The organism is Paraburkholderia sp. BL27I4N3 (assembly GCF_003386115.1).
Taxonomy (GTDB): Bacteria; Pseudomonadota; Gammaproteobacteria; order Burkholderiales; family Burkholderiaceae; genus Paraburkholderia.
Map to the genome: position 1 here is coordinate 6,517,688 of NZ_QREJ01000001.1, position 23,024 is coordinate 6,540,711.

General features: G+C 64.7%; 8 protein-coding genes. 3 read left to right on the plus strand and 5 right to left on the minus strand.

Annotated elements, in window-relative coordinates:
- Positions 1-123: 123 nt before the first annotated feature.
- Positions 124-1,842 (plus strand): MFS transporter, encoded by a 1,719-nt coding sequence (locus tag B0G71_RS29670; RefSeq protein ID WP_258875692.1) that lies wholly within the window; start codon positions 124-126, stop codon positions 1,840-1,842.
- 71 nt (positions 1,843-1,913) lie between these two features.
- On the opposite strand, the gene B0G71_RS29675 is transcribed toward B0G71_RS29670, so the two are convergent.
- From B0G71_RS29675 to B0G71_RS29690, 4 genes are all read right to left on the minus strand, one after another.
- On the minus strand, positions 1,914-2,756 hold the full coding sequence (locus B0G71_RS29675; RefSeq protein WP_116146252.1) for a formyltransferase family protein: 843 nt from the start codon (positions 2,754-2,756) through the stop codon (positions 1,914-1,916).
- 71 nt (positions 2,757-2,827) lie between these two features.
- Complete coding sequence (locus tag B0G71_RS29680; protein WP_116146254.1) at positions 2,828-4,198, minus strand: lysine N(6)-hydroxylase/L-ornithine N(5)-oxygenase family protein; 1,371 nt, start codon at positions 4,196-4,198, stop codon at positions 2,828-2,830.
- A gap of 115 nt (positions 4,199-4,313) precedes the next feature.
- Positions 4,314-9,338, minus strand: a complete 5,025-nt coding sequence (locus B0G71_RS29685; RefSeq protein ID WP_116146255.1) for a non-ribosomal peptide synthetase — start codon at positions 9,336-9,338, stop codon at positions 4,314-4,316.
- Positions 9,339-9,372: 34 nt separating this feature from the next.
- Positions 9,373-19,062: a non-ribosomal peptide synthetase gene (locus B0G71_RS29690; protein ID WP_116146257.1), complete on the minus strand. Its 9,690-nt coding sequence runs from the start codon at positions 19,060-19,062 to the stop codon at positions 9,373-9,375.
- A 280-nt stretch (positions 19,063-19,342) separates the two neighbouring features.
- Here B0G71_RS29690 and B0G71_RS29695 point away from each other — a divergent pair, with 280 nt between their 5' ends.
- Together B0G71_RS29695 and B0G71_RS29700 are read left to right on the plus strand one after the other, a co-directional pair.
- Entirely contained in the window at positions 19,343-21,112 is a 1,770-nt protein-coding gene (locus tag B0G71_RS29695; RefSeq protein WP_116146259.1) for a cyclic peptide export ABC transporter, read from the plus strand.
- Positions 21,113-21,344: 232 nt separating this feature from the next.
- On the plus strand, positions 21,345-21,785 hold the full coding sequence (locus B0G71_RS29700; RefSeq protein WP_116146260.1) for a YciI family protein: 441 nt from the start codon (positions 21,345-21,347) through the stop codon (positions 21,783-21,785).
- Between the two features lie 118 nt (positions 21,786-21,903).
- On the opposite strand, the gene B0G71_RS29705 is transcribed toward B0G71_RS29700, so the two are convergent.
- A complete protein-coding gene (locus tag B0G71_RS29705) occupies positions 21,904-23,001 on the minus strand; it encodes an ABC transporter substrate-binding protein (protein WP_116146262.1) in 1,098 nt (365 codons plus the stop codon).
- Positions 23,002-23,024: the final 23 nt, after the last annotated feature.

Sequence of the window (23,024 nt, forward strand, 5' to 3'; positions counted from 1 at the left end):
TCGCCCTATTGGTTCCCATGGAGACGCATTTCCGGGATTTCCATGCGTCAATCGGGACCTGAATTCCTCCTATATTACACAGTCCATGGTGGGCGAGCCCATCGACTAACGAGGTGAATATCCATGTCACAAGAGCCGATCGCGCCGCCACGGCGTGCAGAACGGCCCAGCGCGAACGTAGCAGTTCGACGTCAACCGATCTCGCGCGAAGCACATCGTGCACGAAGCGTTGCGAGCGACGAGACCCCGCAACGCGCCGCTTTCCTCTCGCTCCGCAAAAACACTTTGGCGTTGGGCGCGGTATGCCTTGCGTCGCTGATGTTCGGCCTCGAAATCTCGAGCGTGCCGGTGATCCTGCCGACGCTCGAACGCGTGCTGCACGGCGACTTCAAAAGCATGCAGTGGATCATGAACGCCTACACGCTCGCGGTGACCACCGTACTGATGGCGACCGGCACGCTGGCGGACCGCTTCGGCCGCCGACGCATCTTCGTGATCGGCATCGCGTTGTTCGGCATCACCTCGTTGATCTGCGGACTCGCGCAGAGCGTGCCGACGCTGATCGTCGCGCGCCTGCTGCAAGGCGCGAGCGGCGGCGCCATGCTGATCTGCCAGGTGGCCGTGCTATCGCATCAGTTCAACGAAGGCCCCGAACGCGCTCGCGCATTCAGCGCGTGGGGCATCATCTTCGGTATCGGACTCGGCTTTGGGCCGATCATCGGCGGGGCCATCGTCGCGTTGTCGAGTTGGCAATGGGTCTTCTGGGTGCACGCGCTACTCGCTGTCGTGACCTTGGCGCTCGTTTTCAGCGGCGTGCAGGAATCGCGCGACCCGCATGCGCACACACTCGACGTTGCCGGCATCGTCACGTTGTCGCTGGCGGTGTTCGGGCTCGTGTATTTCATCACGCAGGTTCCGGCGCTTGGTTTCAGCAATCCGCGTGCGCTCTTCATCATCGCGGCGACGCTGGTCGCCTTCGTGGCTTTTCTGTTTGCCGAGAAACTCAATGCGCGGCCCATGTTCGACTTTTCCGTGTTCAGGATTCCGCAGTTTTCCGGTGCACTGATGGGCTCGGCGGGCATGAACTTCAGCTTCTGGCCGTTCATGATCTATCTGCCGATCTACTTCCAGATCGGCCTCGGCTATGACAGCGTGAGCGCAGGACTCGCGTTGCTCGCCTATACGCTGCCGACGCTGCTGTTTCCGCCGCTTGGCGAACGTCTCGCACTGCGTTACGGCTCGGGCATCGCCATACCTGTCGGACTGTTTACGATCGGCGTCGGCTTCATGCTGATGCGTTACGGCAGCGGCGCCGCGCATGCCAACGCATGGACCCTGTTGCCAGGTTGCATGATCGCGGGCGCGGGCCTCGGTCTCACCAATACGCCCGTCACCAATACGACGACCGCGGCGGTTCCCGCGGAACGCGCCGGCATGGCATCGGGCATCGATATGAGTGCGCGGATGATCACGCTCGCGATCAACATCGCGTTGATGGGTGCGATCCTGGTCGGCGGGATTCTCTTTAACCTGAAGACGCGATTGCCGACGACGCTCGACACCGCGCCGCTCGGCAGACTCGCGGAGAAGATTGCGGCGGGCGATGTCGAAGCGGTCAGAACGGGGATGCCCGCGTTGGCGCAAATCGACCCGTCGGGCAGCGTCGTGCATGCCGCGTTGATGCAGGGCTTCGGCTGGGTGATGGTCTACGGCGGAGTCGGCGTATGGGTGCTTGCCGCGCTCAGTTTCGTGATTTCGGCCAGCGCGTCGAGAAGACTAAAAAGCGAGAAGCCCGTGCCGGCGAAGCAGCAGCAACAACCAGCCCGATGCGACGCGTGTTAGTTAGCGCTTCGTCGACGGCGCCATGCGCAAGCAAATAAGTTCGGAGCGGCGCTTACACGCCGCCTCACCGCTCACGCCTCCACTTGCACCTTCTGGCCCGCCATCATCGCCAGCCCTTCATTCAAAGCCGGGAAAAGACTGCGGTTGAAATTGTTCCAGCGCAGTTCGAGGATCGTATCGTCCTTATCGATTTCGGTATTCAGCACGTCGTGAATCACCTCGCCCGAATCGATACCGTTGTCGACATAGTGAAACGATGCGCCGGTCAGATAGAGCGGTTCGACCGCCACGGTCTCCATCGTCTTCCAGTTGACCACCTTCTGGCCGCGCGCGCCGTAGAGCGCATCGAGCGTCGCATAGGCGCCGCGCCGCTCGTACGGCGATTCGGCGCGCGTCACGCCCGGATGAATGTTTACGATCTTGCGATAGAACGGCGCGCCCGGCCGAACCAGTTCGTCGAGAATGATCAACAACCCGTCGAGCACGACGATATCGGCCTTCAACTCCACCAGCGTATCGAGCAGATGCTTTTCGAAAGCGCTTTTGCCTGCCGGTCGTCCCGGCGCATCGAGCCGCTCACGCCGGTACGTCGATGGAATGGCGAGCAGCAGATCGTTGACCGGCTTGCTCTGCACACGCAAATTCGGCGGATAGAACCAGCGCTTGCCCGGCTCGTAAGCGAAGCCGTATTCCTTCAGTTTCTCGCGATCCACGCTGGACCCGGCGTCATCGTCGTAAATGACTCTTTCGAGCGAGTACTGATCGCCTAGTTCGGTGCCGTTGAGCGCCTCGACGAGCGACTCCAGCACCGACTTCATGTAGCGCGTGCCGCTCTTGTACGCGACGTCTTGCCCGGCCTTGTCGGCGGCTGCGTTTCTCAGCGACCAGATATAAACGAGTTTTTTCTTCGGCATAGTGGTTTCCTATGTGTGAGTCGTGGCAAGCCAGGACCGGGTTTTTCTACGGCTGAAGCGGCCGTCTTTTATCAAAGAGCGAAGGCCATGCCGCCCACGTTCGTCGCGTTTTCTTGTGCCTGTTGTGTCCGGCCGCCCGATCGGTCTTGCGACGCGTGGTGTGCGAGCGACGCGGCGATTTCGTCGGAGCGCAGCGCGAGCACCGACAGCAGCGTGTCGGACAGCCCATGACTGTCTTCACAGCAGCCCTGCAGATAAACGCGCGGTTTGAAACTCGCCGGCGTGGCGAGCCGATAATCGCGTTCGACGTTGCCTTGCGCAAGCGCATCGCCGAGATGCGGCGCGAGGCCATCCAGCAGTTCGAAATGCGTGTCGCGGCGATAGCCCGTCGCGAGCACCAGCGCGTCGAACTGCTCGGCGCGCGCGTGGCCGCTCAGACGATCACGCAATGTGAGTTCGATCTGGCCGCCCGCCGTGCGCACCGCCGTTTCGATGCCGGTGTTCGCGAGCAGCCGGTGCCGCGGATCGGCGGACACGTTCTGCAGATAAAGCATTTCGTAGATCTGCTCGATCAGCGGACGATCGACCACCGCGTAGTTGGTATCGCGAAAGCGCTCGATCAGCGAACGGCGGCCGTCGCGTGGCTGCGCGTAGACGATATCGGTAAAGGCCGGGCTGAAAATCTCGTTGACGAACGGGCTGTCGTCGGCGGGTTTTAGCGCGCTCGAGCGGATGACGAGGCTCGCATCGACGTGCGGAAAGCGGCGCGTCAGGTCGACGAACACCTCGGCCGCGCTCTGTCCCGCGCCGATCACCGCCACGCGTTTTCGCGCGCCGTCCGCGGGTCCGACCGCGCGGTCGATGGACGTCAGGTACTGCGACGAATGCACGATGTTGTGCGTGCCGAGCGCGGCAAAGGCTTCCGGCACCTGCGGACCGCCGCCGATGCCGACCGACAGCGCCCGCGTCACGCGCTGCCACTCGCGGCCTTCGCTGTCGCGCGAGAAAACCCGCAGCGCTTCGACGTCGTTCGTGTTGACTGCACTCTTAACCGCTTCGATGCCGGTCACGGTCTGGCCGTAGTTCACGCGATCGTCGAACGACGCCGCGACCCAGCTCAGGTAATCGTGGAACTCCACACGCGTCGGATAGAAGTTCTTCAGATTGACGAAATCCGCCAGACGTCCACGCTCGAACAGATAATTGATGAACGTGAAGCGGCTTTTCGGATCGCGCATTGTCACAAGATCCTTGAGGAAGGAGATCTGCATCCGGCAATCGTCGAGCAGCATGCCGCGATGCCAGCCGAATCCCGGCTGACGCTCGATGAAACAATGCGCGAGATCCGGCACGCCGGCCTCTTCAGCTAGGCGCACGGCAAGCGCGAGATTCGACGGTCCGAAGCCGATTCCGATCAGATCAAATACGGTGTCTCTGTGCATGTCGCAGGTCCTTATCGGTGGAAGCCGGCGCGCCGCATGCGCGGGCCGGTGAAAAATCTTTCGTGATTGATGCGGTTTTTATTGACTGCGGGTTTTGCCGACCTTCTTACTGGCCTCATGCGTCGTCCCGTAACTCGACGACGCTCGATCCCCGCGCAACGAGCCGTGCCCCAAGCTGTGCAAAGGTCGGCGCGGCGAACACGTCGGCGATTTCCAGCACATGCCCGGCGGCCCGCGCGGCATCGACGAAGCGAACCACGTCGAACGAACTCGCGCCCGCTTCGAACAGGTCGTCGTGATGCGCGGGCGTGTTGCCTTCGAAGAGATCGCTCCAGACGCGTTCGAGCGCCTGCGTGCGTTGCGATGCTTCGTCGTGAGATGTCACGCTCGCCAGCGTGGCGGCCGCAACGCTGGCGGACTCCAGTGCAAAGCGCGCGGCTGAAGCGCCCAGTTGCTCATGCGGCGCATCGACGAACTGCTGCACCACGTCCAGATAGTCGGCGGTCAGTATCTCGACGAAGCGGCCGTCCACCAGCTCGTTCGCGTACGAGAAGGCGCCAGTCACGCGCCCGTCGGCGTGCTCGACCACATCCAGTTCCAGTTCGAACACCACGCGGTGCCGCACGTCGTTGAAATCGCCGAGCGTAAGACCGGCCCAGTCGCATTCCGCTGTTGCCGCTGGGCGCAGGTAGTTGAACATCACCGAGAACAAAGGATTGGCCGCTTCAGTACGAGGAGCGCGCAACGCCGCGACCACGTCGGCGAACGGCGTATCAGCGTGCGCATAAGCGGCGAGCGCGGCGTCGCGGACTTCGGCGAGCAGCGTCGTGGGTGTGTCGGTTTTCGCGAGCCGCGTGCGTACGACAACCGCATTGATGAAGAGTCCGAGCGCGCGGCGCGCGGCCTCGCCGGTCAGTTCGCGCGTGGAGGCGAGAACGCCGACCGGTTGATCGGTGGCGCCCGTCGCGCGATAGAAGGCCACGTTCAGCGCGGCATGCAGCAGCATGGGCAAGGTGGCGTGGACTTCGAGCGCCATCGAGCGGGCGCGGCGCACGAGCGCTGGGCTGAATTCCAACGCGAGACGGCCGCAACTCCAGGTGGGCGACACAGCACGGCCCGACGACGGTGACGGCAGCACCTGCGACGGCGCGTCGGCCAATGCATCGCGCCAGAACGACAAACGCGCTCGCGGCGCGGCGACCGGCAAGACCAGCTCTCGATTTTCAGCCGTTCCCAATAACGAAGCTCTCGGCGACGCGCCGCGCACGATCGCGACGTACGTGGCGCGCACGTCATCGAGCCATAGATCGATCGACTGACCGTCCGACACGATGTGATGCACGAGCAGCGACAACACATGATCGTGCTCCGCGAGACGCAATAGGCGCACACGCCAGAGCGGCGCATTGTCGAGCAGATCGAATGGCGTGAGCGCGTCTTCGTCGGTGAGCGCGACAGCGGCGCTCTCGCTGGCCGTGTCCGACCGATCGCCAGATAGATCGACAACGCGCAGATCGAACGGCGCGGGCTCGGCCACGCGCTGACCCGGCAACTGCCCATCGCGTTCAACCAGCCGCACACGCAACGCCGGATGTCGCGCGGCCGCTTGAGCAAACGCTTCGCGCAACGCATCGACATCGAGCGCGCCACGCAAACGCAGCGCAACAGGAATGTTGTACGCCGCGCTCTCCGGTTGCGAGCGCCACAGGAACCACAAGCTCAATTGCGCGGAAGAAAGCGGCAGAATGCCTTTCGCGTCCGCTATCGGTGGTGAATTCGAAGCGCCACTCGAAGCGTCATTGCCCGCATCGGCCAGCGCTTCGCTGCGTGCCGAAGCCAGCACCCGTTGCGCGTATTGCGCAAGCGTCGGTGCTTCGAAGAGCGTACGCACCGGCACATCACGCGCGAGCCGCTCGGCCACGCGCGTCGCCACACGGACCGCGGCCAGCGAATGCCCGCCGAGTTCGAAGAAATGATCGGCGCGGCCGACGCGCTCCACGCCCAGCACTTCGCGGAAAATCTGCGCAAGCGCGCTTTCGAGTCCCGCCGCAGGCGCCTGATAGACCCGCGCGACTCGCTGCGGCTCCGGCAATGCCGCGCGGTCCACCTTGCTGTTGGCATTGCGCGGCAACGCGTCGAGCACGACGATATGCGCGGGCACCATGTAATCCGGCAACGTGTGACGCAGATGCGCGTCGAGCTCCGCCGCATCCGCGCGCGTGCTGCGCTCACGCGCCTCGGCGCTCAATTCCACATACGCCACCAGCGCGGCTTGCGCGCCCTTGCCATGCACGATCGCCACGGCTTCACGCACATCGTCGTGCGCGGCGAGTTGTGCTTCGATCTCACCGAGTTCGATCCGCAGGCCGCGCAGTTTCACTTGATGATCGACGCGGCCGATAAAGTCGAACACGCCGTCCGCGCGCCGCTTGACGAGGTCGCCCGTACGATAGAGCCGTGCGCCCGGTGAACCGAACGGATCCGGCACGAAGCGCTCGGCCGTGAGCGCCGGCCGATCGAGATAGCCACGCGCGACACCCACGCCCTCGCCGCCCAGATACAACTCGCCGATCACGCCGACCGGCAGCGGATTCAAGCGTGCATCGAGCACGTGCGCGGAGCGCGCGCCGACCAGCGTGCCGATCGGCAAATAGGCGCTGTCCGCGAGCTTCGCGGTGTGGTCGGTTGGGTAGAACATCCACAGCATCGGCGTGATGACGGTTTCGGTCGGCCCGTATCCGTTGACGATGCGCGCATTCGGAAACGCCCGGCGCATCAGCGCGAACGCCTCGCGCGAGGTGGCTTCACCGCCCACCGTTAGCGAACGCAAGCTGGGCGGCGCACCGTGCGCGAGCGCCCATTCAGCGAGTTGGGTTGCGCAACCGGGCGGCACGTAGGTCATGGTCACGCCTTCGCGCACCATCATCCGGCAGGTTTGCGCGGGCGGCCACAAAGTGTCCGCCGTAATCGCCACGGCCGCGCCGGACATGTATTGCGAGAACCAGCCTTCATGCGCACCGTCAAAATTGACCGACTGGAACAGCAGGAACACGTCACGCTCGCCCGCGCCGTAGCGCTCGGCGATCGCCGCGCAATGCAGCGCGAACGAACCGTGATCGACCACCACGCCCTTCGGCTTGCCTGTCGAGCCGGACGTATAAATCACATACGCCGCCTGATGCGGCGACACGCGCGGCAACTCGACGTCCGCTGCTGAGGGCTCGTCAGCATGCGGTTCCTCATCGATCAGCCACAATCGCAAACGGTCCGACGCCGGCAGCGCAGCGAGACTCCCGCGTCCCGTGATGACATGCGTGATCTGCGCATCGTCGAGAATCTGTGCGAGACGCTCACGCGGATGGCTCGGATCGAGCGGAACGAAGGCGCCGCCCGACTTCAGCGCCGCGATCAGACCGACCAGCAGATCCACCGAGCGGCTCAGCGCAACGCCAACCCGCATCTCCGCGCTCACGCCTGCCGCGACGAGGCGTTGCGCCATCCGCGAGGCTCGCGCGTCCACTTCGCCGCGTGTAAGCGAGCGGTTCGTATCCGCGACGCCACGTGCATCCGGCCGCGCACCAGCGTGCTCGGCCACGCGCTGATGCACCGATCTGAATGCTGTTTCAGAAGGGATGGCGGTGCTATTCCATGCGTCGAGTTGCACGCGCTCCGCTTCCGGCAGCCATTGCAAGTCGCCAATCGCGGTGGCGGATGCCGCCGTCGCGTTCGACAGCAGCTCGATGAATCGCGCGGCGAGGCGCTCCATGGCATCGGCGTCGAACAGATCGAGCGCGTAGATGAAGTACGCATCGATCGAGCCGTCGTTCCGTTCCTCGAAACTCAGCGTCAAATCGAACTTGGCGAACGGCGCACCGGAGGGCAACTCCGTCATGCGCACGTCCGCTAGCGACGGCAAACGGCGCCGCGCGCCATATGCGGCCATCACCTGAAACAGCGGATGATGACTCGCGCTACGCACCACGCCAAGCGCTTCGGCCACCTGTTCGAACGGCACGTCCTGATGCGATTGGGCGTCGATCAGCGTTTGCTGTGTTGCACCGACCAACGCGGCGAACGGCTGCGTCGCGGGAACCGGCGTGGCAAGCGTAAGCGTGTTCACGAAGAAGCCGACGAGACCGGCCACTTCGCCACGCTCGCGATTCGCCGCGGGCACGCCGATCTGAATCTGCGGTTCGCCCGCCGAACGCGCGAGCAACGCACTCAATGCCGCCAGCAGTACGGCGAACGGCGTCGCGCGCTGCGCGTTGGCCAGTGTCTTCACTTGCTGCACGAGCGCGTTATCGAGGACGAAACGATGCCGTGCACCACGTGCGCTGCGCTGCGCCGGGCGCGGCGCGGCGCCCGGCAACATCAGCACGTCACGGTTCGCATCCAGCCGCTCGCGCCAGAACGACAACTGTCGCTCGCGTTCGCCCGCATCGAGCCAGCGGCGCTGCCACAAAGCGAAGTCGGCGTACTGGATCGGCAACGGAGCGAGCGACACCGCTTCGCTCTTCGCATACGCGCGATAGAACGATGCCAGCTCCGCCAGTATCACATCCGAAGACCAGCCGTCTGAGACGATGTGATGCGTCGTCAACGCGAGCCAATGCGTGTTCGCATCGAGACGGATCAGGTGCGCGCGCATCAGCGGACCGAGCGATAGATCGAATGACTTCGCTTCATCGGCTCTTGCGATGTCGGCGGCACGCGCCTCGCGCTGATCCGCGGGCCACGCGCTCACATCGCTCGCGTGCCACGGGCAGCGCGAGGGCGCATGCACCGTCTGCAACACGCCGTCGCCGCTTTCGGCGAAAGTCGTACGCAGCGCTTCGTGACGCGCGATCAACGCATCGCACGAAAGACGCAGCGCGTTGGCGTCGAGCGCGCCGTCGAGCCGCAGCCGTTCGGTGATGTGATACGCGGCCGGTTCGTCGATCATCCGCGCATGCAGCCACAGACGCGTTTGCGCGAACGAGGCCGGCACGCTTGCGGTGCGCTCGGCGCGCGGCGGAATCGGCAGCACGCGAAAGTCGATGCCGGCAGCGTCGAGTTTCGTGAGAAATGCCTTGCGCTGCGCATCGGGCAACAGCGCGAAGCGTGACGCGAGGGACAGCAGATCCGGTTTGGCAGTGGTCATGCTAAGTGGTCTCAGTACGGGCCGACGTGTTGGCTCATTGCAGTTCGAATTCGTCGAGGAGCGCATCGATCGCGCTCGCGGTATCGCCTGCGCCGTGCGCGTCTCGCTCGGCGAGCGCGCGGTCGATCGCGGCGGCGCAGCGCTGCAACGTGCGTTCGTCGAACAGGGTGCGTAGCGGCAGAATCAGCGTCCAGTGCAGATTCGCCTCCGCGTTGGCTTGCGTCGCGAGCAGCGAGTGGCCGCCCAGCGCGAAGAAGTCGTCGTCGCGGCCGATCGTGTCGACGCGCAGCACGCGCTTCCAGATCTCGGCAAGTTCACGCTCCGTCTCCGTGGCGGCCACGCAGACGGCGCTTTCTGAGGCGACCCCACGCACGGGAGCCGGCAATGCGTGACGGTCGCATTTGCCGTTCGGTGTGACCGGCAGCGCATTCATCTCGATCAGATACGAAGGCACCATGTATGACGGCAGTTGCATACGCAGATCGTCGAGCAGCGCCTGCGTATCGAGTGCGTTGTCCGCACCGCACGCCACGTAGCCGATCAATTGCTCGTCACGGACGATCACCACTGCGTCGTGCACGCCCGGCGCCGCACGCAGCAAGGCTTCGATTTCACCGGGCTCGATCCGTTGACCACGCAATTTCACCTGCGTATCCATGCGGCCGAGATAGTCGAGCGCGCCGTCCGCGCGGCGACGCGCAAGGTCGCCGGTTCGATAGAGCCGCGCGCCGTGCGAGAACGGATCGGGCACGAAGCGCTCCGCCGTCAGTGCGGCGCGGCCGAGGTAGCCGCGCGCCAGTCCCACGCCGCCCAGGTACAGTTCGCCGATCGCGCCTTGCGGCAGCGGTTGCAACGCCGTGTCCAGCACGTGCAATTGCAGGTTGGCAATCGGGTGACCGATCGGCACGCACGCCGCTTCAGCATCGCGCGCATCACACGTCCAATGCGAAACGTCGATGGCGGCCTCCGTCGGGCCGTAGAGGTTATAGAGCCGCGTGTGCGGCAATTGTTTGGTAACCCGCGCCACCAGCTCCGGCGCGAGCGCTTCGCCGCTGGCGACGATTCGCTCGATGCTCGCGCAGCGCGCCGCCGCATGAAAGTCTTCCAGATGAGCGACAAAGGCCGCGAGCATCGACGGCACGAAATGCAGCGTAGTAACGCGATGCGTTTCGATGGCCGCGACGAGGCGCGCCGGATCGCGATGGTCGCCGGGCGCCGCGATGGCGAGCTTCGCACCGATGGCGAGCGGCCACACGAACTCCCATACCGACACGTCGAAACCGAACGGCGTCTTGTGCAACACGACGTCGTTTGCGTCGAGGCGATACGCGTCCTGCATCCACGCAATGCGGTTCGCCAAAGCGCGATGCGTATTGCCCGCGCCCTTGGGCTTGCCTGTGGAACCGGACGTGTAGATCAGGTAGGCAAGTTGATCGGGCGCGACTGACACGGGAGCGCTGAGCGTGAAGTCGGCGCCGCTCAGTGCATCGACGGTGAAGATTTTCACGCCGTTATCGCCCACCGCCGCCATGACACCTTCCAGCAGATGCGGCTGCGTCAGCACGACAGCGGGCTTCGCGTCGTCGAGCAGATAGGCGATGCGGTCCGCCGGATAGTCGGGATCGATCGGCAAGTAGGCCGCGCCCGCTTTGAGCACGCCGATCAGCGCCACGACCATCTCGAACGAACGCTCGACGCACAGCGCCACCGCTGTGTCCGCACGCACACCGGCTTCGACGAGCGAGGCGGCGACGCGATCGGCGCTCGCATCGAGTTCGCCGTAGGTCATCTGCTGCGTGCGCCCTTGCGCGTCGACATATTCAAGCGCAATCGCGTCGGGCAACGCCAATGCCTTCTGTTCGAACTGGCGATGCAGCGCCTGCTGCTGTGTGTCCGGCCACACTTGCGCGGTCGAGTTGAAACGCGCCGGCGCGGCCAGATCGTCGGCGGTGGAAATCGAAATCGTGCCGAGCGGTGCATCCGGATTGGCGATCAAGCCCGCAAGGCACGCGGCAAATGCGCGATGCAACGCGGCGACACGCGTTTCGTCGAGTTGCGCCGCGTCGTAACCATAATCAATCGTCAGCGTCGCGCCCGCTTCGATCACCAGCGTGAGCGCGAAGTCGGTCGCTTCGATATTGCGCAATTCACGCAGTTTGAGCGCGCGCTCGTCGCGTCCTTGCCATGCTTCATCCACGGGATAGTTTTCGAACACGACCAGTGTGTCGAACAGCGCGCCGCCACCCTGTCCCGCCCATTGCTGGATTTCATAGAGCGGCGTATGCGCATGCTCCGCGGCCGCGGCGTTGTCGCGCTGCAAATCGTGCAGCCACGCCGATGCCCGGCGTTGCGGCAACGGTGCGGTAATCACCGGCAGCGTGTTGATGAAAAGCCCCAGCACGGTATCGACGTCCGGCAACGCATCTGGACGGCCGGCGACAGTCGCACCGAAGGCGACCGCCGTGTGATGCGTTATCCGTTGCAGCGCGAGTGCCCACGCGCCCTGCACCATCGTGTTGAGCGTGACCTTCAGACGGCGCGCGGTTTCGGTGAGGCGCCCCGTGGTCGCGGCGTCGATCGTTTCACGCCGCGTGAGATGCTGCGGCTCGCGGCCGCTCGTGGACTCGCGCTCGGCAACCCGCGTCGGTTCGTCGAGCAATGCGAGACGTTGCAGCCAGAACGCGCGCTCGCTGTCGGCGTCGCGTGCGGCCAGCCACGCGATGAAGTCGCGATAGCGCGTTTTCGCGGGCGCCGCGAACGGTTGCGGACGCGGCGGCTCGATATAGTCGCGCAGCACGTCGGCGAACAAACGCGCCGTGCTCCAGCCGTCGAGCAGCAAATGGTGACGTGTCCAGACGAGGCGCCAGGCGTCGTCCGTCATGCGGATCAGCGCGACGCGCATCAGCGGCGGCGACGTCAGATCGAAACCGCGCGCACGGTCGGCGCTGAGCCAGCTTTCGAATGCATCGTGCGCGTGCGCACCGCGCTCGCGCCAATCGAGAATCTCCACCGGCATACGCGCCTGCCGATGCACGATCTGCATCGGCGTCGCTTCGTCCGGCGTGAAACTGGTGCGCAGAATGTCGTGGCGCGGCACGGCGGCTTCGAATGCAGTGCGCAGACGCACCACGTCCGGCTCGATCAAGGTCGCGACCAGTTGGTTCACATAGGTGGATTGCTCGGGCGCGAACAGCGAGTGGAACAGAATGCCGTGCTGCATCGGCGAAAGCGGATAGACATCGTCGACGCTGCGCAAGTCGAGCGGCACGCGTTCCAACGCGGCCTGCGTCAAGCCGCCCGCGCGTGCGAGCGGATAGTCGCCGGGCGTCGCGCCACCGCCGCGTTGCGCGAGACGCGCCGCGCATGCCGCCGTCAATGCCGCGAGCGCGCTTTCAAAGCGCTGCGCGATGGCCTCCACGGTAGCGCGCTCGAATTGCGTCGCTCCGTAGACCCAATGGATTTTGAGCGTGCGCGTGGCGTCGCCGTCGATATAGGCGTGAATCGCCAACGCGTTGCCGATCGGTCCCGCCGGATCGCGTTCGCAGCCTGCGCCGCCGAAACGCGGCACGAGCGCCGCTTCGCGCGGCGCGTCGAACTGGCCGAGATAGTTGAAGGTCACATGCGGACGCGGCACGGCGGCAAGCGTCGCGCGCGTGGCCGGGCCGCCGTAGTGGCGCAGCACACCGAAACCGAGACCTTTGTTCGGCACCGCGCGCAGCGTGTCCTTGATCGCGCCGAGCGTGGCCGCCGGCGTGCTTTCAAGCGTGAACTGCACCGGATAGTGACTCGTGAGCCAGCCAGGACTGCGGCTCACATCGACATCGTCGAACAAAGCCTCGCGGCCGTGGCCTTCGAGTTCGATACGGCACACGGGCATGTCGAGCGACTGCGCCAAGGCCGCGATCAGCAACTCGATCATCTGCGTGCGGTATGCGGCATTCGCTTCCGTCAATGCGGCGCGTGTCAGATCGGCGCCGATAGTCTGGATCACGGATTGCGCGTCGGCGTTGGTCGCCCTCGCTTGCGGACGGTCGAGTTGCAGATCGTCGTAGGGCGCGGCGAGCGCGGCCCAATACGGCAGTTCGGCGGCAAACGGCGAGTGAGTCATGTCGAGCGCTGCACGTGCGAGCCGCGCCGCCCATTCCTGCGCCCCTGTTCCCGTCGACGCGAGACGCACGCTGCGACGCTCGCAGGCGGCGCGATAGGCGGCATCCAGGTCGTCGAGCAACACACGCCACGTCACGCCGTCGACGATGATGTGGTGGATCGCCAGATAGAGCTTAGTCGTGCCGTCTGGCAGCAGCGCGGCCAGCGCACAGACGAGCGGACCATGCGTCAGATCGAGCGTGCTTTGCAAGGCGTCGAATTGGGCTAGCGCGTCGGCTTCGTCGCATGCGGAACTCGCGGCAAGCGGCAGTGTTTCGAATGCGCGCTCGGCCAGTTGGAGACGCCATTCGCCTTGCGTGCCGACAGGCGTGAAACGCTGACGGAAAATTTCATGATGCGTCAGCAGCGTTTCGAATGCCCGCGCAAAAGCGTCGAAGTCGAACGGTGCTTGCGTATCGAGTTCGATGGATTGATTCCAGTGACCACGCCGCGGAATATCCAGCGCGAAGAAACGCAGTTGCGCGGGCGTGAGCGTAGCGGAGAGCTCGCCTTTGGCGGGTGCGGCCTGTGACTTCGGCACACCCGGCGCAGCCTGCGCGGTGACATCCACTGTCGTTGCGACACGTGCGAGTTGCGCTAACGTTGGCGCATCGAACAATTGTTTCGGTGTGAAGCGCACACCGCGCTTGCGCGAACGGGCGATCACCTGCAACACCAGAATTGAATCGCCGCCCAACTCGAAGAAGTTGTCGTCGCGGCCCACGCGCTCGGCTTTGAGCACGTCCTTCCACACTGCGGCGAGCGCTTCTTCCGTTGCGTTTTGCGGCGCATCGCCCGCAGCCACCAACGGCGCCGGTGCAGCCGCCAGCACCCGCAATGCCGCACGATCCACCTTGCCGTTCGCGGTCACCGGCAGCGCGGCGACATGCTGCAACACGGCCGGCACCATGTAGTCCGGCAAGCGCGCGCTCAACGCCGCGCGCAATGCGGCTTCGTCGAAGCGGGCGCCACTCGTCAAGGCGACGAACGATGCCAGACGCAAGCGCCCTTCATGCTCCACGGCAAGCGTTTCAGCCTGAGCGATGCCGTCGAGCGTGCGTAGTGCCGCACTGACTTCGCCAGGCTCGACGCGGTAGCCGCGAATCTTGACCTGATCGTCGAGGCGGCCCAGAAAATCCAGCCGGCGATCGGCGCGCAACCTCACGCGATCACCCGTTCGATACAGACGCTCGCCCGGCGCGAACGGATTCGGCACGAAACGCTCAGCGGTCGCCGCGGCGCGATCCAGATAACCGCGCGCCAAACCCGGTCCGCCGAGATACAACTCGCCGATCGCGCCTGGCGGTACGCTCGCGCCGTGGCTGTCGAGCACGCAAGCGTATGCGTTCGGCAGCGGCAGACCAAGCGGCACCGCTTGTGCGTTGCGCGCACTCAACGCACGCAATGCGGCTTGCGCGGGCGCGGACGTGTCGCACGTCAACGCGCCTACCGTCGCTTCGGTCGGGCCATAGTGATTGATTACGCGGCAGGCCGGCTTCAGTGCCGCAATCCGCTCGACCAGCGACCACGGCAGCGTCTCGCCGCCCGTCACCAGCGCATACGCGGGCAGCGCGTCGGCCGGATGCTGCGCGTCGAGCAACGCATGCAAGTGGCTCGGCACGATCTTCAGAATGCCGACATGGCGCGTGCGCATTTCGTGGGCGAATCGATCGGGATCGAATGCGCATTGCGCGGGCAATAGATGCAGCGTGCGGCCCGAACAGAGCGCGCCGAATAGCGTCGTGTGGCCGAGGTCGGCGGCGACGGTGGAGACCATTGCCATGGATGCGTCGGCGGCGAATGCGAGTTCATCGAGCATGCCTTCGACGTAGTCGGCCAGTGCGCCATGCGAGATGACGACACCTTTCGGCGTGCCGGTCGAGCCGGAGGTGAAAATCAGGTAGGCGGCCTGGTTCGCTAGCGGTGACGTGTGCGCGATCGTGTCGTCCGCACTTGCTGACGAAGAAGCTTGTGTGAGCGTATCGAAGTCGAGCGCGGTCGCTGCGCCCACTGGCATCTCAGCTTGCGTTTTAGCCGCTGTGAGAATCCATTGCGCGCCGCATGCCTCGACGGAAGCAGCCAGACGCTCATGCGGCGCGGCAGGATCGAGCGGCACGACGTAAGCACCGGACTTCATCACACCGATCAGCGCAACCGCAAAGCGCACCGAACGCTCGATACAGACGGCCACCGGCTGCTCCACGCCGACCCCACGTTGCCGCAGAGCAGATGCGATACGGTCGGACGCAGCATCGACTTCGGCGTACGTGAGTTGCGTCTCGGCATCCGCGAGCGCCAGGCGATCCGGCGTGTCACGTGCATGCCGCGCGGATAACGCAATCACGTTGTCAGCCGCCGGCTGGAATTCACGGCCACGCCGTGCGGCGCGATAGTCAGCGCCATCCGCGCAATCCAGTTCGGCAATCGCGCGCCGCGGATCACGCACGGCATCGGCGACGAGCGCGGCATAGCTGTGCAGCCACGCGCGGGCGGTCGCTTCCTCGATACCGTCGAGCGCATAGGCGGCGACCAGTTCAATGCCGCGCGGATCGTCGGTGAAATCGAGTGCGTAGTCGAAGCGGGCGGCAAGGTCCAGACCCGGCGACATGTGCACCGAAGCGCCCGGCAATTCAGCCGACAGCTCCAGATCGAACTGCTGCGCGAACTTCACCGTGAGCCACGCGTCGCCGCGCCGCACCGGCGGCTTGACGGCGTCGAGCACCTGGTCGAATGGCACATCCTGATGCGCGAACGCGTCGAATGCGCAACGGCGCACGCTGTCGAGCAGCGCGGCGAACGATCGATCCGGCGCGACACGCGCGCGCAGCGCAAGCGTGTTGAGGAAAAGACCCACCAACGGCGCGGTCTCCACGCGTTGCCGATGCGCGATCGGCGCGGCCACGACTATGTCGGTCGTGCCGGTCAATCGGTAAAGCCAGGCGTCGAAGGCGGCGAGCAGCACAGTGAACGGCGATGCCTGCGCGCGTCGCGCCGTTTCGCGCACGGCCTCGGAAAGCGCGACGGGCAAACGCAGCGTGACACGGCCGCCGCGATAGTCGTGTTCCGGCGAGCGTGGCCGGTCGAGCGGCAAGGCTAGCGCTTCGGGTGCATCGCGCAATGCGTCGCGCCAGTACGCTAGTTGCCTGTCGGCTTCACCGGCTGCGAGCCAGTCGCGTTGCCACTGTGCGTAGTCGGCGTATTGGACAGACAATGCGGGCAATTGCGGCTCGCTTCCCGTTGCGAACGCCGCGCAAGCGGCTCGCAGTTCGTCGAAAGCGCGGCGTGAACTCCAGCCGTCGCTGATCGAATGATGCGTGGTCAGCAGGAAACGCTGCGTGTTGTCGGTGAGCGTGACGAGCGCGGCCCGCACGAGTGGACCTTTAGACAGATCGAAAGCCGCGCCGACTTGCTGTTCAGTCAACTCCACCAATCGCGACGCGCGTTCGGCCTCGCCGAGAACGCGCAAATCGATTTGCGCGACCGGCACCGGCAAGCGTGCATGAATGCGCTGCATGACGATACCGTCGTCGGATTCGACCAGCGTGGTTCGCCACGCCTCATGACGCGCGATCAGACAATCGAGCGAGCGCTGCAGCGTGCCGATCTCCAGCGCGCCCTGCACGTCCCATTGCACGGCGACGTGATATGCCGCGCCGGCGTCCTCCGTTTGCGCGAGCACCCAGAACCGCTGCTGCGCGAACGAGGCGGCACGGTCGACGAACGGCGCGTCGCTGGTCTGCACCACGGCGATGGCATGCGAACCCACCGACGTTTCGGTCTCGCTGTCATCGATCAAACGCGCCAGTGCTTCCAGCGGTTGATCGTCGAACAACGCGTCGAGACGCAGATTCACGCGCCATTCGATGCGGATCGCCGCCTGCAATTGCATCGCCGCGAGCGAATCGCCGCCGCGTGCGAAGAAGCGGTCGCCGCAACCGATCGGCGCCGGATCGCTCAGCAAGGTTTGCCAGAGCGCGGCGAGTCGCGCTTCCGTGGCGGTTCGAGGCGCGACGTGATTCACATCGACAACGGCCGGCATCGTGGCAATGAAGTCACGCAATGCCGCGCGATCGAGTTTGCCATTCAATGTGTACGGCAGGCGCTCGAAGCGCACCAAACGATGCGGCATCCACGCCTGCGGCAGATGCGCGGCGAGATGCGCTTGCAGCGCGGCATCGTCGAGTTCGTCTTGCAGCACGATGCAGGCGATCAGTTGCGTTCGGCCGCCAGCCGTGTCGGCGAGCACACCCGCATCGGCCACTGCCGGATGCGTCAGCAGACAAGCCGCGATCTCGCCCGGTTCGACGCGCACGCCGCGCACCTGAACCTGATCGTCGATCCGGCCGAGATAATCGAACGAGCCGTCAGCGCGTTCACGCGCGAGGTCGCCGGTGCGGTAGATCCGCGCGCCCGGTTCGCCGCTCGGGTCCGGCAGAAAACGTTCAGCGGTGAGTGCCGCGCGACCATGGTAGCCACGCGCGAGACACACGCCGCCCAGCAACAACTCAGCGCTTTCACCCCGTTGCGCCGCGCCGTCGATGCGCGCCACGCGCCGCCCGATTGGCCAACCGATCGGCAGCGATGCAAAGCCGTTGCCATCGTCGAGCGCCGGTGTCATGCCCGGATCGACGGGCCACAGCATCGGCGAAATCACCGCCTCGGTCGGTCCGTAGCCGTTGACCAGACGCACCGCCGGGAACACGCGGCGAATCTCGTCGAAACTGTCTTGCGACATCGCTTCGCCGCCGAACAGCAGCGTGCGCAGCGAAGGCGGCACGCCGAGGCGCTCGCAAACGTTCGCGAACTCGCGCACATAAGCGGGCGGCAGTGTCGTATTGGTGATGCCTTCGCGCAGTATGAACGCATGCGTGGTTTCCGGCGCGAACGGCGGCGGGTCGCTAATGACCACGCTGCCGCCGACGGCTAGCGGTACTAACCATGCTTCGATTGAAACGTCGAAATTGACCGATGCGAAATGCAGCACGCGGTCATTTGCACCGATCGGCAACGAGTCGGCCAGCGCTTCACCGTGCGCGGCGAGCGGTCCGTGTTCGACAGCCACAGCTTTCGGCGTACCCGTCGAACCCGATGTATAGATCATGTAGGCCGCCGCGCGCGGATGCACCGGCGCTTCTTCTTCATCGCCGTCGAAACGCGGTGCTGCCGCATCTGTCGCAGCAGCGCTTGCGACGTCGAAGCATTGCGCGAAGCGCGCGCGCATCGCCGCATCGGCGGAACCGTCGACGATGCCGTGCATGAGCCCCGCGTCCCGCGCGACCCAATCGAGGCGTGCCGCCGGATGACGCGGATCGAGCGCGACGAATACGCCGCCCGCCTTCAGTACAGCGAGCAACGCGACGAACAGATCGCACGACCGCGCGACGCAAACGCCCACGCGCACTTCAGTCGTCACGCCCGCCGCGCGCAGTTGCGCGGCAAGGCGCGCCGCGCGGCTATCCAGTTCGCCGCGCGTCAGCCGCACGGTATGTGGCGTAAACGACGCTAGCGCGGGCGCATCGGGATCGATGCGCGCCATCGCGTGGATCTGGTGGTGCAACGCAATCGGGAAGCTCGTCATGGGCATGAAATCCGTTAGAACTGGCCGCATAGGCCAAGTCGCAGGCCGCAATGGGCCGCTTCATTGGTGTGACGATCCGCAATCGCAAATCTTTACCGCCTGCGCTGTTTTTATTTGGACTGCATCTTTTTGATGTGGCAGATGAGCGCGCGCGGTAAATGTTTGCTTCGCCCATTCGTCTATCAGGCGAGGGGCGTGTCTTTGCGCCCCGCTGGATGGCCGCACGCCCGCATGCGCCGCCCTTCACCGATCCATTGCGACCCACTGCGACACATTGCCGATGACCGCTGCCAACGAGCGCTACGACGCGCCACCCTCGTCCGCTTCACCTCCCTCCCACTCCGCGGGCAAGCCCGCCATGCGCCTGATCGTGGCGCTGCTCAAACGCTCTCGTGGTGCCTTCGCGATCGCGCTGACCGCCTGCGTGCTGAATGGCATCGCCAGCGTGCTGCTCGTGGCAACCTTGAGCCGCGCACTGTCGCAAACAGGCGTCGCCGATATGTCGCTCGCCATGCGTTTCGCGGTGTGCGCCGTCGTCGCGCTCGTCACGCGCGTAATCACCGGCGTGCTGTTCGCACGCCTCTCACAAGACACGATGGCGCAATTGCGTGAGCACGTCGCGCGGCGCGTCGCCGAGGCCGAGCTGCGCGATGTCGAACGAATCGGCGCGGCGCCCGTGCAGTCCGTGCTGACCGACGACGCCACCAACGTGTCGATGCTGTTCTTCGCGCTGCCCAATCTGGTGATGCACGGCTCGATCGTGTTCGGCTGCCTCGGTTATCTGGCGTGGCTGTCGTGGCCGGTTTGCCTGCTTGCGGTCGCCGCGATCCTGGTCGGCTCGTTCGGCTATCACGCCGGCGACAAGCGCGCGATCGCCTCGCTCGAAGCCGCGGGCCGCTCGCAGGACAAACTGTTCGTCTATCTCGGCGCGCTTTTCACCGGCGCGAAGGAACTCAAGCTGCATCAGGCGCGTTCGCGTCAATTCGTAGACGGCCAGCTCGGCTCGGCCATCGACGAGGTGCGAGATCACCGGCGCCGCGCATTCAGCGCGTATGCGGTCGGGGTCGGCTGGATCGTGTTCCTGTTCTATGTGTTCCTGGGTGTCGCGGCATTCTGGCCGGCACTCGGCGTGCACGCCGATGCGCCGTCGGCATCGGGCTACGTGGTGGTGTTCCTGTTCATGCTGTTGCCGCTGGACGGCCTGCTCAACAACGTGCCGACATTGAATGCGGCGCGCGTGTCGCTCGATCGCATCGAGAAAGTGATGGGCGAATTCGGCGCGCTGCGCACCTCGCCGCCGCCCGACGAAAATGCTTCGCACGCGCCGTATCGCACGCTCACGCTCAGCAACGTCACACACTCGTACTTTCATGAGCGCGACGAGCGGATGTTCCGGGTCGGGCCGGTCAATCTGACCTTCAGGCCGGGTGAGCTGGTGTTCATCGTCGGCGGAAACGGCAGCGGCAAGACGACGCTCGCGAAAGTGCTGACCGGTCTCTACGAACCCGAAGACGGCACGATCGAACTAGACGGCAAGCGGGTCGGCTTCGCGGAACGCGCCGCGTATCGTCAGCGCTTTACGGCGGTGTTCAACGATTTCCATCTGTTCGACGCGCTGCTTGGCATCGTCGATCCGAACGATGCCTCACGCGCGCAGGCGGATGCCCGCGCCAACGCCCTGGTCGCGAAGCTCGCGCTCGATCACAAGGTACAGGTCGTGAACGGCGCGTTCTCCACGCGGGCGCTCTCCACCGGTCAGCGCAAACGCCTCGCGCTGGTGGTCGCATATCTGGAAGACCGGCCGTTCTATCTGTTCGACGAATGGGCCGCCGATCAGGACCCGCAGTTCAAAGCGGTGTTCTACGAGCAACTGCTGCCGGAGTTGCGCTCGCGCGGCAAGACCGTGCTGGTGATCAGCCACGACGACCGCTACTTCCATCTCGCGGACCGTGTGTTGAAGCTGGAGAACGGCAGTATCGTCAGCGAGACGCATGGTTCGGCACAAGCGGTGCAAAACCCGGCGGTGGCCAACGGTACGATGGGGCGATGATCTGAAGGATGGCTCGCCACGCGCCGGCGGTCCGGCTCTCGGCGGGCTTACGTATCTCGCGTAACGATAGGGACGTATCGTCCGCCTTCGCGGCTTGCTCCACGCATTTTTTTGTACCTTCATTGCATTGGCCTGTCGATTCCGTGCGCATTCGATCGTCGTAATGTTGAAGTCACCGAATGCATGTCCTCCGACGAAACAGGTGACCGACCTTTCTGACAGGAGAAACGAAATGCGCGTGATCGTCATGGTCAAGGCAACCCCCGAATCCGAAACGGGTCAACTGCCCAGCAAGGAAGAGTTCGCGGCGATGGGCCGATTCAACGATGAACTGGTCAAGGCCGGCATCCTCGTCGATTGCGACGGTCTGAAGCCCAGTTCGAAGGGCGTGCGGGTGAAGTTTTCCGGCAAGGATCGAAGCGTCGTCGACGGTCCGTTCGCCAAAGTCAAGGAACTGGTTGCCGGCTTCTGGATCTGGCAAGTGCAGTCCATGGAAGAAGCAATCGAATGGGTGCGCCGCTGCCCGAACCCGATGCCGAGCGACTCGGAAATCGAAATTCGTCCCTTCTACGAGGCCGCTGACTTTGGAGAAGCGTTCACGTCCGAACTTCACGAAAGCGAGGCGCAGTTGCGACAGCAGATCGAATCCAATCAAGGTAGACAGCGCCGTTGATGATTCGTGTCCGAGCAGATTGGATTGCGGACCGACTACCGGACGGAGTGGCAGGACCGTGTTGGAGGCTGGCTGGATTCCCACGCCTGGCCTCTGCACGAACCGGCCCATCGTCGAATTAGCGCTCCTGCTTCCTGACACCCGGCGCCGGCAACGACAGCAACGTATCTGTCATCGTGTCGGCAAGCCGCAGCGCCGACATTGGTCCACCAAAACCCCAGATATTCCGCTCGACAAGCCCGACGCGTCCCGCGCTGCGAGCCGGCACGAAACGCCAGATCGGCGAATCGAGTTTGGTGGCGAGCGGGACGTCCGTTTCAGTCGCACTGACGAACAGGACGGTCAGCTTCGGCTTCTTCAGTAGATCTTCCGAACTCACGTACGCGGTGCCTTCGCGCGTCGCTTCAGCGGGCCACAAGTCGAGCCCGAGCGCATGCGCGACACCCGCTGCCGTGCTGTTGCCGGTGAACGCCCAGTAGCGATCGGGCAAGCCCAGTTCCTGCAACCACGCTACCTGTTCGCCGCGACGGCCCGCTTCGGCGAGGCGCTGCGCGTCGCGGGCGAATCCTGCGTCGACCCTGGCTTCGACGGCGCGCGCCGCCTCCTCGCGTCCTGTCAGACAGCCGATGGTGCGCAGAATCTTGCGGCCCCAATCGAGTTGCGTGACGCGGGAGCCGTCTTCGGTAAAGTTCGGACCGTATTTGAACAGCACGGTCGGCGCAATGCGCTCTAACGCAACAAAAATCGGCGCATGACGCAATCCGACGCCGAGGATCAGATCGGGCTTGACCGCCGCAATCGCCTCGAGACTCGGCTCCTGACGCGTGCCGATATCGGGCACCGACGCAAGACGCGCATTGTCGTAACCGATCCACACCGGGTAATACTCGGGATCGGCCATGCCGACCGGCGTGATGCCGACGGCTGCGAGGTCTTCGGCGAACATGAATTCGAGGACGACGATGCGCTTCGGCTTTGCAGGCAATGACGGGCTGGCTTGCGAGACGATCGGGTTGTCGGCGAGCGGCTTGCAGGTTTGCTGCTGCGCTTGTGCTGTGTTTGGGTAAGTCGGGCTGCTTGTGCCTGCAGTGGCCGCTGCGCCGCTACTACCTTGTGCAAATGCATACGCGTTGGAAAACAGCGTGGCCGCCACCACAGCATGCGCGCAAAGCTGCCTGAAACGCGGTGCTTTCTTTTCGCGTCGCGACCGTGGCATTGGGGGCGTCCTTAACTTAATCA

Excerpts from the sequence above, each read along its gene's own strand:
- B0G71_RS29670 (WP_258875692.1), top strand. The coding sequence starts at position 124 with ATGTCACAAGAGCCGATCGCGCCGCCACGGCGTGCAGAACGGCCCAGC.
- B0G71_RS29675 (WP_116146252.1), bottom strand. The coding sequence starts at position 2,756 with ATGCCGAAGAAAAAACTCGTTTATATCTGGTCGCTGAGAAACGCAGCC.
- B0G71_RS29680 (WP_116146254.1), bottom strand. The coding sequence starts at position 4,198 with ATGCACAGAGACACCGTATTTGATCTGATCGGAATCGGCTTCGGACCG.
- B0G71_RS29685 (WP_116146255.1), bottom strand. The coding sequence starts at position 9,338 with ATGACCACTGCCAAACCGGATCTGCTGTCCCTCGCGTCACGCTTCGCG.
- B0G71_RS29690 (WP_116146257.1), bottom strand. The coding sequence starts at position 19,062 with ATGACGAGCTTCCCGATTGCGTTGCACCACCAGATCCACGCGATGGCG.
- B0G71_RS29695 (WP_116146259.1), top strand. The coding sequence starts at position 19,343 with ATGACCGCTGCCAACGAGCGCTACGACGCGCCACCCTCGTCCGCTTCA.
- B0G71_RS29700 (WP_116146260.1), top strand. The coding sequence starts at position 21,345 with ATGCGCGTGATCGTCATGGTCAAGGCAACCCCCGAATCCGAAACGGGT.
- B0G71_RS29705 (WP_116146262.1), bottom strand. The coding sequence starts at position 23,001 with ATGCCACGGTCGCGACGCGAAAAGAAAGCACCGCGTTTCAGGCAGCTT.